The organism is Streptomyces sp. NPDC046876, assembly GCF_040645035.1.
Lineage (GTDB): Bacteria > Actinomycetota > Actinomycetes > Streptomycetales > Streptomycetaceae > Streptomyces.
This window is the reverse complement of record NZ_JBEYXK010000023.1, coordinates 1-14,530: the sequence shown is the minus strand read 5'-3', so window position 1 is coordinate 14,530 and position 14,530 is coordinate 1. Positions and strand designations below refer to the sequence as shown.

The window sequence follows — 14,530 nt, the reverse complement described above, 5'->3', positions numbered from 1 at the left end:
GCGGACAGCGGGTGCCCGGCGGCGCCCGCGACCGTAGCGTGAGAGCAGGACGACGGGGCGGGACGGGCCCTGCCTGCGAAGGGACGACCTGCGATGCGCCGATATCCGCCGATCGGGGACCACGGGCTGATCGGGGACCTCCGGACGGCCGCGCTGGTCTCCTCGGAGGGCGTGCTCGACTGGTTCTGCGCCCCCCGCTTCGACTCGCCGAGCCTCTTCGCGTCCCTCCTGGACCACGAGCGGGGCGGCCGCTTCGCCATCACCGTCGAGGACCCCGGCACCATCACCCGCCAGCTCTACCTGGCGGACACCGCCGTCCTCGTCACCCGCTTCATGACGGAGGACGGCGTCGGCGAGGTCATCGACTTCATGCCGCTGGGCGAGGCCGAGGCCCCCGCCGACCGGCACCGGATCTTCCGGATCATGCGGGTCACCCGCGGCAGCATCCGCTTCCGGATCGACTGCCGGCCCGCGTTCGACTACGGGCGCGCCCCGCACGCCCTCGCGCTCGGCCCGGACACGGCCCGCTTCACCGGCCCCGAGCTCACGGCCTTCCTCCAGGTGGGCCGCGCCCTACGGCTGTCGGAGGCGGACGGCCCGGGAGTGGAGGGCGGGGCGGAGTTGGCCCAGGGCGACATGGCGGCGGCCGTCCTGACGGTCTGCCACGACCCCGCCGCGGCCGCGCCGGAGCCGCTCGCCGCGCCGGACGTCCGCCGCGCGTTCCTGTCCACGTACGACTACTGGCACCGCTGGCTGCGCCGCAGCCGGTACCGGGGCCGGTGGCAGCAGGTGGTCAACCGCTCGGCGATCACCCTGAAGCTGATGACGTACGCGCCGACGGGCGCCCCCGTCGCCGCGGTCACCATGGGCCTGCCGGAACGGATCGGCGGGGAGCGGAACTGGGACTACCGCTACACCTGGGTCCGCGACGCCTCCCTCTCGGTCAAGGCCCTGCTCGACCTCGGAATGGTCGACGAGGCGGAGGCGTTCCGGCGCTGGCTCGGGGCGCGCGTGCGGGGGAGCAGGACCGTGACCGGCGAGCCGCTGCAGATCATGTACCGGGTCGACGGCGACCCGCACCTCGACGAGGAGCTCCTCGGCCACCTGGAGGGATACCGCGGCTCCGCACCCGTGCGGCTCGGCAACGGCGCGGCCTCGCAGCTCCAGCTCGACATCTACGGCGAGGCCGTCTTCGCCCTCAGCCACACCTCCGACCTCGGCCAGCTGGCCGGGTACGACGGCTGGAAGAACTTCAGCGACCTCCTCGACTGGCTGGCCCGCTCCTGGGACCGGCCCGACGAGGGGATCTGGGAGACCCGCGGCGGCCGCCGCGACTTCACCTACAGCCGCCTGATGTGCTGGGCGGCCTTCGACCGGGGCATCCGGCTCGCCGCCGAACTGGCCCGGCCCGCCGACGTGGCCGGCTGGACCGCGGCCCGGGACGCCGTCTTCCACCAGATCATGGAGCGCGGCTACAGCGACCGCCGCAAGGCCTTCGTCCAGCACTTCGACGGCGACGTCCTCGACGCCTCCCTGCTGCTGATGCCGACCGTCGGCTTCCTCTCCCCGAAGGACCGCCGCTGGCTGTCGACCCTCGACGCCATCGAGGCGGACCTCGTCTCCGACAGCCTGGTCCACCGCTACGACCCGCAGGCCTCCCCGGACGGCCTCCGCGGCGACGAGGGCACCTTCTCCCTGTGCACCTTCCTGTACGTCAGCGCCCTCGCCCGCGCCGGCCGCCTCGACATGGCCCGCTACGCGTTCGACAAGATGCTCACGTACGCCAACCACGTCGGCCTGTTCGCCGAGGAGATCGGCCCGACGGGCGAACAACTCGGCAACTTCCCCCAGGCCTTCACCCACCTGGCCCTGATCTCGGCGGCCATGGCCCTGGACGAGGAACTGGACCGGGCAGAGTCCTGACGCCCACCCGCTCACGGAAGGGCGCGGTACTCCGGCGGCGGCTCGACCAGCTCGGGGTGGTCGGTGACGTAACCGGGGCCGTGGAGCGTCAGCATCGCCCAGTGCCAGGGCTCCTCGTGGAAGACCAGAAGCCGGTAATAATCGTCCCCCGGCTCGTAGGGGTAGCACTCCACGGCCGCCCGCTCGGCGTCGGCCGCACCCATCCCCCCGTACCGCTGCATGATCCACGCATAGGCGCGCCGCCCGCTCAGCAGCATCTCCACGTACTCGTCTTCACTCGACACGATGGAGCGGATCCCTCCCCTGGACGGCAGCACGAAGGCCCCGGACTCCACGAGGAATCCGGGGCCTTGATCGAGCGCTGGGCAGGCCTTGCACCTGCATCCCCCCACAGGAAGTGGGGTGCCTTTCCTTGGACCACCAACGCCGGGCCGACCACCACGATCCGCGGCGGCGAGCTCGAGATCCACTCTACAGCACACACGAGCGGTCCGGGTGCGGTGCCTGCCCCGCCGTCACCACCTCACGTACAGGGTCGCGGGCGAGCGGTCGATCAGGGTGGGGCGCATCTGCGGGCGGGGCCGGGACTCGTCCAGGCGGAGGTCCGGCAGGCTACGGGTGAACAGCTCCAGCGTCAGGCGCAGTTGCTGACGGGCCAGCCGGGCGCCGGGGCAGGCGTGGGGGCCGTGGCCGAAGGCGAGGTGGTGCCCGTTGCCGGCGCGCCGGATGTCGAACTCCCCGGCCCGCGCGTACCGCTGCTCGTCGCGGTTGGCGGAGGCGTAGGCCACGAGCACCGCATCGCCGGCGGTCAGCTTCGTCCCGGCGAGCTCCAGCGGCCGCGTCACGGTCCGCCGGAAGGCCTGGACGGCCGTGTCGAAGCGCGCACCCTCCTCCACCGCGGCGGGGACCAGCCCGGGATCGGCGCACAGCGCCCGCCACTGCCCGGGGTGGGCCAGCAGGTGGAGCAGGGTGGTGGCGATGAGGGCGCTCGTCGTGAGGAAGCCGGCGATGAGCAGGTTCTGCAGGCTCGACACCAGCTCGTGGCGCTGTTCGAGGGTCAGCTCCGCCTCCCCGGGGGCGAGGGCGGCCACCAGGTCCGAGCACAGGTCGTCCCGGGGCTCGGCGCGCCGCTCGCGTACGTAGCCGTCCAGCAGGTGCTGGAGGGCGACCACCTCCTCGGCGGCGGCCACCTGTTCCTGCGGGGACAGCGGCCGGAAGAACAGCTCCTCGGCCCGGTACCCGCCGGCCACCGCTGCCGGAACGTCCGCAGGGTCGAGGCCGATCAGCCGCCCCACCACCTGCCCGGGCAGCTGCCGGGCGTACGCCTCCACCAGCTCCGCGGATCCGTCGCCGGCGAAGCCCTCCACCAGCGTCCGCGCACACCGGCGGGCGTACGGCACCAGCTCGGCCGTCCGCGTGGCCGACAGGCCCCGGTTCAGCGGGGCCCGGTGGCGGCGGTGGGCGGCCCCGTCGGAGGTGAGGACCGTGGGCCGCGGCCCGAAGCCGCCCGCCAGCACGCCGAACGCCGCCTCCGACAGGGGTATCTCCGGCAGCAGGGCGTTGGCGGAGGAGAAGTCCTCCGCACGCCGCAGCACCTCCCGTACGTCCCGGTCGCGGGCCACCAGCCACGCATCGGCCTCCGGCACGTACAGCAGCCCGTCGGTCCGGCGGGCCCGGGCGTACAGGGCATAGGGATCGCGGTACAGCTCGTCCCGCCGTGCCTGGTCGTGCTGCGATGGATCGTGCTGCGATGCCACCACGGGCCTCCGGATCGCCGTCGGGGTGCTGCCGGTGCGCCGGGCCATGCTGCCCGATGGCCCGGCGACCCGGAAGAGCGCCCCGAACCGGTCCGCGTCAGGCGCCCGGGCGCCCCCGGTCCGGCCGCAGGGGCAGCCGGTGCAGCTGCACCTCCTCGAGGCGCCCCTGCGCCACCCGCACCGTCATGTACGTGCAGTACGGCTGGCGCCGCCGGTCGGTCGGCGAACCCGGATTGAGCAGCCGCAGCCGGTCCCCGGCGACGGAGTCCCAGGGGATGTGGCTGTGTCCGAAGACCAGCACGTCCAGGTCGGGGAAGCGCTCGGCGCACCGCCGCTCGCGCCCCTGCGCCGGACCGGTCTCGTGCACGACGCCGAAGCGCAGGCCGCCGAGTTCCGCGTACGCCACTTCCGGCAGGCGCGCCCGCAGGGCGGGCCCGTCGTTGTTGCCGAACACCCCGACCAGCCGACGCGCGCGGGCCTCCAGCAGGTCCAGCGTGGCCGTGTCGACCCAGTCGCCGGCGTGCACCACCACATCGGCGCGCGGCACCGCCTCGAGCATCTCGGCGGGCAGGGCCTTGGCGCGCACGGGCAGGTGCGTATCGGACATGAGCAGAAGCTCCACCGGCTCCACCCCTCCGACGCCGACGCCCGTGCGGCGGTGTCAGTACACCAGCTTGTAGGTGACGTCGTGCGCCAGCGGGGGCGGCGCCGTCTCCGGGTACACCAGGCGGAGCGAGGTGTAGCGGTCGGTGCCGGGGCGGGCCGGCCACGTCGCCGGACGGCTGAGGGTCACCTGCACCGGGTACGGGCGGAACTTGCCGGCGGCGCAGTAGGGCCGGCAGTCGTTGACCAGGTTGGTGCCGGTCGCCGTGGCGGTCCGCGTGCCCCAGCTCTTCCAGTCGAGGCCCACGAGGCGGCTGTTGCCGTCGCCGCAGGCGATGAGGTACTCGCCGGGCCGCACGTGGGCGCCACCGAAGCAGTCGACGACCACGACGACGGACGGGTCCCGCGCGGGGGCAGCCGAGGCCGGGACCGGGGCCGCGGCGAACGTCACCGCCAGGAGCACCAGGGCTGCGGCCCGCGCCCGGGCCGGGACGGCGCCGGTGGTGGCGGTGGTGGTAGCGGTGGTGCCGGTGTCGAGACGGCCTCCCGATGCGTCCACGGGCCCCTCCTTGTGCTCGCTTGCCGCCGCTGCCGACGGGCGGGCTGCGGCTACCGACAGCTTCCCCCATCGGTGTCCGCCCCGCACCCGCAGGCCGCCGGGGCCCCGGCACCGCACCGATCCGGCCAAGCTGAATGTCCGTTCGGTGAACCGGACTCGGCGCGGAGCAGGTCAGCAGCCCCGACACCGCACGTCGCGGTCGCCGTCACGGGCGGTCCGCACCCGGCCACACAGTGCTCACACCCGGCGTGACCTGCTCGAACACCGAAGCGATCTCCGGTATCCGAACACGGTGTCCGTAAATCGGCCGTCGATATGCGACCACCCTTCGCATCCGACAGACTCGGCAGCGCCAGATCGCGGTAATGCAAGTAAATTCCGCATTCAACCTTTGAATCGAAAGTTGGTTTCGTCGTGCGCCACCGCTTCGCTGCCGTCTCCGCCGCCGCACTCCTCTGCCTCGCGGGCGCCACGGGGATGGCGGAGGCCAAGCCCACCAGCCTGTACGCCCCGTCCGCCATGGTCTTCGCCGTGGCCAAGGGCGGTGACCCCGCCACGGCCACCGTGGTCCGGGCGTCCACCCTCAGCTGCATGCCGACCGCCCAGGGGACGCACCCCGACCCCAAGGCCGCCTGCGCGGCCCTGAATTCCACGGACGGCGCCTTCGACCGCCTGCTGGCCGCCCCGAGCCCGGACCGGGCCTGTCCGATGCACTACGACCCCGTCACCGTCACCGCGGACGGCATCTGGCAGGGCAGCCGCGTCTCGTGGAAGCACACCTTCGGCAACGCGTGCGCCATGAACGCCACTCTGAACGGCAACGCCGTCTTCGCGTTCTGACCCCCCTCCCCTCCGCCCCCCGGGCCGCCGCCCCCCGCGCCGCGGCCCCGCGCCCCCCCCCGCCGCCGACGGGGCCCGCCCCGTCCACGTCTGGTCCCGCGCCCACGACGCCGGCGCGGCGCCCCGGCCGGCGGGCATGGCGACCGGGACGGTGCCACGCTGGGAGAGGGCGGCGCGTACGGCCGGCGCTCCCGCCCTCTCCCCAGCCACCACCTCAGGGAGAACGGTCATGACCCACCCAGGAAAGGGCGGCGGCGCGGCCCGCGGCCGGTGCCGCCATCTCCTCGCGGCGGCCGTCCTGTTCGGCGCGCTCGCGACCGGCGCAGGGCCCGCTGCCGCCACCGCTGCCACCACCGCCGCAGCCGCCCCCGCACCCGCGTGCCGCGGCACCCAGCTGGTCGCGAACAGTGCCGCCCGGCTCGGCTCGACCCAGCTGCGGATCACCGTCATCAACGAGGGCCCGAACCCGTGCGTCCTCACCGGCCACCCGACCCTCGCCCTCGCCGGCCTGGGCGCGCCCGGCCGGAGCAAGGCCCTGACCGTGAACCGCCAGGGCGCCGCGCTGCCGGTCCGGTTGGGCGTCGGCGGCGCTGCCGAGACCCGCGTCTCCTTCACCCCGGTCCTCGGCGAGGCCGACGGGTACTGCGCCTCGGGCGCCCACCCGACCGTCGCACCCTCGCTGGTCGTGGGCGCCGCAGGAGGCCGCTTCCAGCTCGCCCCGGACGACGGCGGCGATTTCGCGCTCTGCGGGAACACCGTGCGCGCCACCGCCTTCAGCGCGTCCTGAGCCTCCGGCGTGAGCCGCGTCTCACCGGGCCGCCCGCCCTTGCCTATGCAACTCGTTGCATAGAAGGATCGGAGCATGGCGCTCGACCACGCGATCCTCGTCTCCCTGCTGGAGAAGCCGGGTTCCGGCTATGAGCTGGCCCGGCGTTTCGAGCGGTCCATCGGCTACTTCTGGACCGCCACGCACCAGCAGATCTACCGCGTGCTCAAGCGGATGGAGAACGAGGGCCTCCTCGCCGTGCGCGAGGTGCCGCAGCAGGGCCGGCCGGACAAGAAGGAGTACTCCGTCGCCGAGCCCGGGCGCGCCGTCCTCTCCCGGTGGCTGCACGAGCCGATCGAACCCGAGAGCATGCGCCACGACCTCGCCGTGAAGATCCGCGGCGCGGCCTTCGACGACCCGGCCGCCCTGGTCCGCGAGGTCGAACGCCACCACCGGGTGCACAGCGACCGGCTGGCGCACTACCTCGCCGGCGAGCTGCGCGACTTCACCGGCCCCGACGCCCCGGCGCCGCTGGACGCGGGCCAGGAGCTCCAGCACGTGGTGCTGCGCGGCGGCATCGCCTACGAGCGGATGACGGTCGCCTGGCTCGACGACGTCCTCGCCACCCTCCACCGGCTCGGCGGCGGAGCGGCACCGCCGTCCGCCTGAACGCCGCCGCGCCGCCGGAGCGCCCGGCGCACCGCACCCCCCCGCTCCACCGCACCGCAACCGCACCCGCGTGCGCACCCCTCAATTCCCGACCCCGGAAGGCGACCCTCCATGGCCGACGCCCTGCTGTTCAACCCGCGCACCTACGACCCGGCGCACTTCGACCCGGAGACCCGCAGGCTGCTGCGCGCCACCGTCGACTGGTTCGAGGAGCGCGGCAAGCGCCGGCTGATCGAGGACTACCACTCCCGCGCCTGGCTGGCGGACTTCCTCGCCTTCGCCGCCAAGGAAGGGCTGTTCGCCACCTTCCTCACCCCGGCCTCCGCCGCCGGGCAGCCGGACCAGCGCTGGGACACCGCCCGCATCGCCGCGCTCAACGAGATCCTCGGGTTCTACGGCCTCGACTACTGGTACGCCTGGCAGGTGACCATCCTCGGCCTCGGCCCGGTCTGGCAGAGCGACAACGCCGCCGCCCGCGCCCGCGCCGCCGAACTCCTCACCCAGGGCGAGGTCATGGCGTTCGGGCTGTCCGAGAAGACGCACGGCGCCGACATCTACTCCACCGACATGCTGCTGGAGCCCGACGGCAATGGCGGCTTCCGCGCCACCGGCTCCAAGTACTACATCGGCAACGGCAACGCCGCCGGGCTCGTCTCCGTCTTCGGCCGCCGCACCGACGTCGAGGGCCCCGACGGGTACGTCTTCTTCGCCGCCGACAGCCGCCACCCCGCCTACCACCTGGTCAAGAACGTCGTCCCGTCCTCCAAGTTCGTCAGCGAGTTCCGCCTCGAGGACTACCCGGTCTCCGAGCAGGACGTCCTGCACACCGGCCGGGCCGCCTTCGACGCCGCCCTCAACACCGTCAACGTGGGCAAGTTCAACCTCTGCACGGCCTCGATCGGCATCTGCGAGCACGCGATGTACGAGGCCGTCACCCACGCCCGCGGCCGCATCCTCTACGGCCGCCCCGTCACCGCCTTCCCGCACGTGCGCCGCGAGCTCGCCGACGCCTACGTCCGCCTCGTCGGCATGAAGCTGTTCAGCGACCGCGCCGTGGACTACTTCCGCTCGGCCGGCCCCGAGGACCGCCGCTACCTGCTCTTCAACCCGATGACGAAGATGAAGGTGACCACGGAGGGCGAGAAGGTCATCGACCTGATGTGGGACGTCATCGCCGCCAAGGGCTTCGAGAAGGACAACTACTTCGCGCAGGCCGCCGTCGAGATCCGCGGCCTGCCCAAGCTCGAGGGCACGGTCCACGTCAACCTCGCGCTGATCCTCAAGTTCATGCGCAACCACCTCCTGGAGCCGGTCGAGTACCCCGCCGTGCCGACCCGCCTCGACGCGGCCGACGACGACTTCCTCTTCCGGCAGGGCCCGGCCCGCGGCCTGGGCTCCGTACGCTTCCACGACTGGCGCCCCGCCTTCGACGCGTACGCCGAGGTCCCGAACGTGGCCCGGTTCCGCGAACAGGCCGACGCCCTCTGCGAGTTCGTCGCGACCATGGCCCCCGACGAGGAGCAGAGCCGCGACCTCGACTTCCTGCTCTCCGTCGGCCAGCTGTTCGCGCTGGTGGTGCACGCCCAGCTCATCCTGGAGCAGGCCCGCCTGACCGACCTGGACGGGTCCGTGCTCGACGAGCTCTTCTCCGTCCTCGTACGGGACTTCTCCGGCCACGCCGTCGAACTGCACGGCAAGGACTCCGCAACCGAGGACCAGCAGCGCTGGGCCCTCGGCGCGGTCCGCCGCCCCGTCGTCGACGAGGCGCGCTCGGCGCGCGTCTGGGCGCGGGTCGAGGCCCTGGCCGGGGCGTACGAGATGGCGCAGTAGCCGCAGCAACCGCAGCCGCCGAGCGGCGGCCCGCCCCCGTCGTGCGACCGGGGGCGGCCCGCGCCGTGCCTTCAGGCCGGCCGGGCCGCCTACGCGCAGGCCCCGGCCGTCGGGCACGCGCCCGCCAGGGTGCGCGGGGCGATCCGCATCCGGTCCCCGGCGAACTCCACCGTCTCGCCCGGCACGATCAGCAGTCCGGCCTCGCCGTCCGGCCCGGAACCGATCGGCCGGACCTGGACCGCCGGGCCCAGCGCGCCGGCCATGAACACCGTCGGATCGACCTCCCAGCCGTGGCCGGCCAGCCAGCGCTCCAGCGCCTCGCCGTCCGCCGCCTCCGCCCCGCGCGGCCATGCGTACGTACGCGTGCTCTCCATGCCTACCCCCTGTAGCTGATGGGACCACCGGCCCAGATGGTGCCACCCGCCTCCGACAACGGCCCCGTGCTTTCCGGTCCCCGCAACTCCGTGTCGACCGCCCCGACTTGAGGGGCCAAGGCAGGTATCCCGTTTCGTCCTGGGGATCGAAGTGCTGTCCGGCGCTCATGCCTTGGAAACCGCGCAGGCGAGATGTGGGCGACACCACTCGAAGGAGACGTGCCGCGGCACCGCCGGAACCGACGGAGGGGGCGGCACCGCGTGCCGGGGTTGCTCCTCCCGCAACGTGAGGTCTTAGCGTCCGGGTCATGAAGATCGTTGTTCATGACACGGCGTCCGCCATGCTCGACCTCCTCCGGCGCCCGATGGCGCAGCGGCAGGACGCCCTGCGCGAGATGCTCGCCCCTCTGCAGAACGTGATGTCGGTGGCCGGCGTCGACGCCGTCCTGATGCACCGGATGGGCAGTGGCTTCCGGATCGACCACGAGGACCCCCGCTACGTGACGGCCCTGCGGCAGATGCAGGAGGCGCGGGTGTGGGACCGCATCGAGACCTGCCTCGCCGTGGCGGCGCAGCGGCTGCGCGAAGCAGCACCCGGCGTCGGGAGCGCCGAGACCGTACACGTCGTCCTGGTCCTCGGCAACCCCGATGACGAGCTGCTGACCGTCCGCAACGCCGGCTACCTCGGCATGGGAGGCTTCCCGGGGGCGATCCAGCTGACGATGTGGCCCACCCCGACCAGCCTGGCCAAGATCGGCTACGCCGCCGCCCACGAGCTCCACCACAACGTCCGCTACGCCAACGTGGTCTGGAACCCCGTGACCGTCACCCTCGGCGAGCAGGTCGTGGCCGAAGGGCTGGCCGAGGCGTTCGTCCGCGAACTGGCCGGCGAGCAGGCGGTCGGCCCCTGGGCGACCGCGCTGACCGGCCCGGACGCGGACGCTGCCTACGAGAGGATCGTCGCCGCGATCGACGTGGCCGGGATGCAGAACCTGCCCGCGTACGTGTACGGCGACGCCACTGCGCAACGCATGGGGCAGCAGCCCGTCGGGCTGCCCGACTTCGCCGGATACGCAGCTGGGCTGCGCATCGCGGACGCGCACCTGGCGACCTCCGGCCTGACCGCCGCCCAGAGCGTGGCCCTGCCCGCGCGCGAGGTCCTCGCCAACGCGGGCGTACCTACTGCGGCGTGACGCGCGAGCGGGGCGCGGATTCCCGCCAACCCGCCTGTTCGACAGCCGAGTTGACCTGCGCTGACCTATGTTCTAGGGGCCGTACCGATTCATGGTCCACGGGTCGCCCCAGGAGGTCCGATTGCAGCCCAGACGCATCCGCGCCCTTGCCCGAGCGTTACGCCGTTCCCATCTGCTCATCGCCTTCGCCCTCGGCTCGCTGCTCGTCGGGGTCACCCCCTGGCTCGGCGTGGCGAGCCCGGGGCCGGGGGGCCACGGCCCGACCCCCCGGCCCGCCCCGGTGCCCTTCGACCAGCAGACGGCGAAGCAGTCGCCGCACCACGGCGTCGCCCCGGCGAACGCCATGGAGCCGTCGGCCCCCGTCCTCGACCGGACCGGATGGACCGCCACGGCGAGCGACGAGGAGACCGTCGGCGAGAACGGCCGCGCGGCCAACGTCCTCGACGGCAACACGGCCACCATCTGGCACAGCAAGTGGACGACCACCGCCGCCCCGCTGCCGCACAGCATCACCGTCGACATGCACCGCACGGCCGTGGTCTCCGCGCTCGTCTACCAGCCCCGCACCGACTGGCCCAACGGACGCGTCGGCGAGTACAGCATCAGCGTGAGCGCCGACGGCCAGAACTGGGGCAGCCCGGTCGCCACCGGCACCCTCGCGGATGACGCGAGCGCCAAGACGCTCGGATTCGCCCCCCAGGGCGCCCGGTTCGTCCGGCTCACCGCCGTCACCGAGGCCGGGAACCGCGGCCCCTGGAGCTCCGCCGCGGAACTCAACCTGCTCGGCGACCCCGGCACCCCGGCCGCCACCGTCGACCTGCCCCGGACCGGATGGACGGCCACGGCGAGCGACGAGGAGACCACCGGGGAGAACGGCCGCGCCGCCAACGTCCTCGACGGCGACGCCGCCACCATCTGGCACAGCAAGTGGTCCGGGACCCCGGCCCCGCTGCCGCACGGCATCACGATCGACATGCACCGCACGGCCGCCGTCTCCGCCCTCGTCTACCAGCCCCGCAACGACGGCCCCAACGGGCGCGCGGGCGCGTACACCATCACCACCAGCACCGACGGCACCACCTTCGGCGCACCGGTGGCAGCGGGCACCTGGCGCGACGACGACACCGTCAAGACCGCCACCTTCACCCGCACCGAGAACGCCCGCTACATACGCCTGACCGTGACCAGCGAGGCCGGCAACCGCGGGCCCTGGACCTCCGCCGCGGAGATACGCCTGAGCGGACCGGCCAACCCGGCCGCCCACGGCTCCTGGGACCGGATCACCGGCTTCCCCCTGGTACCGGTGGCCACCGCCGTCCTCCCGGGCGACAAACTGCTGGCCTGGTCGGCGTACGCGGTCGACCGCTTCGGCGGCAGCAACGGCTACACGCAGACCGCGGTCCTCGACCTGAAGACCGGCAAGGTCACCCAGCGCCGCATCGACAACACCGGCCACGACATGTTCTGCCCGGGCATAGCGATGCTCGCCGACGGCCGGGTGCTCGTCACCGGCGGCAGCAACGCCGAGAAGGCGAGCATCTACGACCCGGCCACCGACGCCTGGTCCGCGACCACCAGCATGAACATCGCCCGCGGCTACCAGGCGATGACCCTGCTCTCCACCGGCGAGGCCTTCGTCCTCGGCGGATCCTGGAGCGGCGCCACGGGCGACAAGGCCGGCGAGGTCTGGTCTCCGGACACCCGCACGTGGCGGGGGCTCCCCGGCGTCCCCGCCGCCCCGGCCCTGACGGCCGACCCGGCCGGCGCCTACCGCGCCGACAACCACATGTGGCTGCACGCCACCTCGGGCGGCAAGGTGCTCCAGCTGGGCCCCAGCAAGCAGATGAACTGGATCACGACCGGGGGGAACGGCAGCATCACCTCCGCCGGCACCCGGGCCGACAGCCAGGACGCCATGACCGGCAACGCCGTCGCCTACGACATCGGCAAGCTGCTCACCCTGGGCGGCTCGCCCGCGTACGAGAAGACGCCGGCCACCCGGCGCGCGTACACCGTCAACATCGACGGGAACCAGGTCCGGGCGGCCCGCACGGGCGACATGGGATACGCCCGCGCCTTCGGCAACAGCGTCGTCCTGCCCGACGGCAAGGTCGCCGTGTTCGGCGGGCAGGCCTACCCGGTGCCCTTCAGCGACGCCACCTCCGTGCTGACCCCCGAGCTGTGGGACCCGGCGACCGGCACCTTCACCCCGCTCGCCTCCATGGCCATCCCGCGCAACTACCACAGCACGGCGAACCTGCTGCCCGACGGGCGGATCTTCTCCGGCGGCGGCGGCCTGTGCGGCGACTGCGCCACCAACCACGCCGACGGGGCCGTGTTCACGCCGCCGTACCTGCTCAACGCGGACGGCTCGCCCAAGGCGCGCCCCGTCATCACCGGCGGGGTCCCGCCCCGGGCCGCGGCGGGTACCTCGCTCACCGTCGCCGCCGAGGGGCAGGTGGCCTCGTTCGTCCTGATGCGGGCGGCGGCCGCGACCCACTCCACCGACAACGACCAGCGGCGGGTCCCGCTGGTGTCCACGGCCACCGGGACCGGCACGTACACCGTGTCCATCCCGGCCGACAAGGGCGTGGTCCTGCCGGGCACCTACATGCTCTTCGCCCTCGACGCCCAAGGGGTGCCGAGCACCGCCCGGTTCATCACCGTCTCCTGAACGCAACGACCTCGGCGTCCGCCCCCGGCCGGCTCACCTGCCGGGGGCGGACGCCGCGGCCTTTCCCGGCTCAGGGCGTGACGGAGAGGACCAGCTTCCCCGTGGTCCGACCCGTCTCGCCCCGCCGGTGGGCCTCGGCGGCGGCCTCCAGCGGGAAGACGGAGTCGACGAGCACGCGCAGCCGGCCGTCCTCGACCAGCCGGGCGATCTCGCGCAGTCCCTGGTGGTCGGGCTCCACCAGCATGAACACCGCCCGCACACCGGCCGCCTCGGCCTCTGCGCGCGGGAAGTCCGCATCGAGCGGCAGGATCGAGACCAGCGTGCCGCCCGGGCGCAGGGTGCGCAGCGAGCGGGCCGCGTTGGCGCCGCCGACCGCATCGAGGACGACGTCGACGTCGCGGACCGTCTCGGCGACGTCCTGGGTGCGGTAGTCGACGGGCTCGTCCACGCCGAGGGAGCGCAGCAGTTCGTGTTTGGCGGCGCTGGCGGTGCCGATGACATGGGCGCCGCGGGCCTTGGCGATCTGCACGGCCAGGTGGCCGACCCCGCCCGCGGCGGCATGGACCAGCACGCGCTGTCCGGGCCGGACGCCGGCCGTGTCGACGAGCGCCTGCCAGGCGGTGAGCGCGGCCAGCGGCAGGGCCCCCGACTCGACGTGGCTCAGGCCCGCCGGGCGGGCGGCGAAATGGCGGGCGGGAGCGGTGACGTACTCGGCGTAGGCGGAAGCCGGATGCGGGAAGCGCGGCATCCCGTACACCTGCGAGCCGGGCCGGAACAGGGTCACGCCGTCGCCGACCGCCTCGACGACGCCGGACACGTCGAAGCCCAGGACGAACGGGGGCGTGACACCGCCCGGCCCGCCCCGGGCCCGTACCTTCCAGTCGGCCGGGTTGACCCCGGCCGCGTGCACCCGGACCAGCACCTCGCCCCGGCCCGGCTCCGGCCGCCGGGTCTCGATCACCTTGAGGACGTCAGGGCCTCCGGCGGTGTCCTGGGAGACGGCGCGCATCGTGGCGGGTACGGGGCTGGTCGTGGCCTGGGACATGCGGGCGTCCTCGTTTCCGGGGTGGGGTGGAGTGGGCTGCGCCCGTCGCGGCGGGGCGCGTCGCCAGCATGCCGAACCGACCCGGCTCCCGGTGCGCGCCGTCCGGCCACAGGACGTCAGGATCCGGCCAGGGCACGGGATGTGCATCAGGCCGGTCCGTGCGCTAAGATCAATCTCGAGCTCGCGGCCGCGACAAGCGGTAGCGGGCCCGGCGTTGGTGGTCCAAGGAAAGGCACCCCACTTCCTGTGGGGGGATGCAGGTGCAAGGCCTGCCCAGCGCTCGAACAAGGCCCCGGC

The 14,530-nt window shown here is 73.5% G+C and carries 13 protein-coding genes; 7 read left to right on the top strand and 6 right to left on the bottom strand.

Going from position 1 to position 14,530, the window contains the following annotated elements:
• The first annotated feature begins 93 nt into the window (after positions 1-93).
• On the top strand, positions 94-1,923 hold the full coding sequence (locus ABZ924_RS15520; protein WP_361908826.1) for a glycoside hydrolase family 15 protein: 1,830 nt from the start codon (positions 94-96) through the stop codon (positions 1,921-1,923).
• An 11-nt stretch (positions 1,924-1,934) separates the two neighbouring features.
• Here ABZ924_RS15520 and ABZ924_RS15515 read toward each other — a convergent pair whose 3' ends face one another.
• The 4 genes from ABZ924_RS15515 to ABZ924_RS15500 form a co-directional block, all read right to left on the bottom strand.
• A complete protein-coding gene (locus ABZ924_RS15515; protein ID WP_361908823.1) occupies positions 1,935-2,207 on the bottom strand; it encodes a hypothetical protein in 273 nt (90 codons plus the stop codon).
• Between the two features lie 231 nt (positions 2,208-2,438).
• Entirely contained in the window at positions 2,439-3,680 is a 1,242-nt protein-coding gene (locus ABZ924_RS15510; RefSeq protein WP_361908820.1) for a cytochrome P450, read from the bottom strand.
• Between the two features lie 97 nt (positions 3,681-3,777).
• The gene (locus ABZ924_RS15505) at positions 3,778-4,302 is read right to left on the bottom strand and encodes a metallophosphoesterase (RefSeq protein ID WP_361908817.1); all 525 of its coding nucleotides are present in this window, start codon (positions 4,300-4,302) and stop codon (positions 3,778-3,780) included.
• Positions 4,303-4,341: 39 nt separating this feature from the next.
• Positions 4,342-4,842 (bottom strand): hypothetical protein, encoded by a 501-nt coding sequence (locus tag ABZ924_RS15500; protein WP_361908814.1) that lies wholly within the window; start codon positions 4,840-4,842, stop codon positions 4,342-4,344.
• A 477-nt stretch (positions 4,843-5,319) separates the two neighbouring features.
• Between ABZ924_RS15500 and ABZ924_RS15495 the strand changes: the two genes are divergently transcribed.
• The 4 genes from ABZ924_RS15495 to ABZ924_RS15480 all read left to right on the top strand — a co-directional run bounded on the left by ABZ924_RS15495 (position 5,320) and on the right by ABZ924_RS15480 (position 8,947).
• A complete protein-coding gene (locus ABZ924_RS15495; RefSeq protein WP_361908983.1) occupies positions 5,320-5,682 on the top strand; it encodes a subtilase-type protease inhibitor in 363 nt (120 codons plus the stop codon).
• Between the two features lie 229 nt (positions 5,683-5,911).
• A complete protein-coding gene (locus ABZ924_RS15490) occupies positions 5,912-6,469 on the top strand; it encodes a DUF4232 domain-containing protein (RefSeq protein WP_361908811.1) in 558 nt (185 codons plus the stop codon).
• Positions 6,470-6,544: 75 nt separating this feature from the next.
• On the top strand, positions 6,545-7,117 hold the full coding sequence (locus ABZ924_RS15485) for a PadR family transcriptional regulator (protein WP_361908809.1): 573 nt from the start codon (positions 6,545-6,547) through the stop codon (positions 7,115-7,117).
• A gap of 111 nt (positions 7,118-7,228) precedes the next feature.
• Positions 7,229-8,947 (top strand): acyl-CoA dehydrogenase family protein, encoded by a 1,719-nt coding sequence (locus ABZ924_RS15480; protein WP_361908806.1) that lies wholly within the window; start codon positions 7,229-7,231, stop codon positions 8,945-8,947.
• A gap of 89 nt (positions 8,948-9,036) precedes the next feature.
• On the opposite strand, the gene ABZ924_RS15475 is transcribed toward ABZ924_RS15480, so the two are convergent.
• Entirely contained in the window at positions 9,037-9,321 is a 285-nt protein-coding gene (locus ABZ924_RS15475) for a hypothetical protein (protein WP_361908803.1), read from the bottom strand.
• 308 nt (positions 9,322-9,629) lie between these two features.
• On the opposite strand from ABZ924_RS15475, the gene ABZ924_RS15470 reads away from it, so the two are divergent.
• Together ABZ924_RS15470 and ABZ924_RS15465 are read left to right on the top strand one after the other, a co-directional pair.
• Positions 9,630-10,514, top strand: coding sequence for a DUF2268 domain-containing putative Zn-dependent protease (locus ABZ924_RS15470; protein WP_361908800.1), 885 nt, complete (start codon positions 9,630-9,632; stop codon positions 10,512-10,514).
• 121 nt (positions 10,515-10,635) lie between these two features.
• Positions 10,636-13,188 carry a discoidin domain-containing protein gene (locus tag ABZ924_RS15465; protein WP_361908797.1) on the top strand — a complete coding sequence of 851 codons (2,553 nt, stop codon included), beginning with the start codon at positions 10,636-10,638 and terminating at the stop codon, positions 13,186-13,188.
• Positions 13,189-13,258: 70 nt separating this feature from the next.
• On the opposite strand, the gene ABZ924_RS15460 is transcribed toward ABZ924_RS15465, so the two are convergent.
• Complete coding sequence (locus ABZ924_RS15460; RefSeq protein ID WP_361908794.1) at positions 13,259-14,233, bottom strand: NADP-dependent oxidoreductase; 975 nt, start codon at positions 14,231-14,233, stop codon at positions 13,259-13,261.
• Between the last annotated feature and the right edge of the window lie 297 nt (positions 14,234-14,530).

What these genes read in the sequence shown, in the direction of transcription:
- ABZ924_RS15520 (WP_361908826.1), top strand. Translation starts at nt 94, where the DNA reads ATGCGCCGATATCCGCCGATCGGGGACCACGGGCTGATCGGGGACCTC.
- ABZ924_RS15470 (WP_361908800.1), top strand. Translation starts at nt 9,630, where the DNA reads ATGAAGATCGTTGTTCATGACACGGCGTCCGCCATGCTCGACCTCCTC.
- ABZ924_RS15480 (WP_361908806.1), top strand. Translation starts at nt 7,229, where the DNA reads ATGGCCGACGCCCTGCTGTTCAACCCGCGCACCTACGACCCGGCGCAC.
- ABZ924_RS15475 (WP_361908803.1), bottom strand. Translation starts at nt 9,321, where the DNA reads ATGGAGAGCACGCGTACGTACGCATGGCCGCGCGGGGCGGAGGCGGCG.
- ABZ924_RS15460 (WP_361908794.1), bottom strand. Translation starts at nt 14,233, where the DNA reads ATGTCCCAGGCCACGACCAGCCCCGTACCCGCCACGATGCGCGCCGTC.
- ABZ924_RS15495 (WP_361908983.1), top strand. Translation starts at nt 5,320, where the DNA reads ATGGCGGAGGCCAAGCCCACCAGCCTGTACGCCCCGTCCGCCATGGTC.
- ABZ924_RS15485 (WP_361908809.1), top strand. Translation starts at nt 6,545, where the DNA reads ATGGCGCTCGACCACGCGATCCTCGTCTCCCTGCTGGAGAAGCCGGGT.
- ABZ924_RS15490 (WP_361908811.1), top strand. Translation starts at nt 5,912, where the DNA reads ATGACCCACCCAGGAAAGGGCGGCGGCGCGGCCCGCGGCCGGTGCCGC.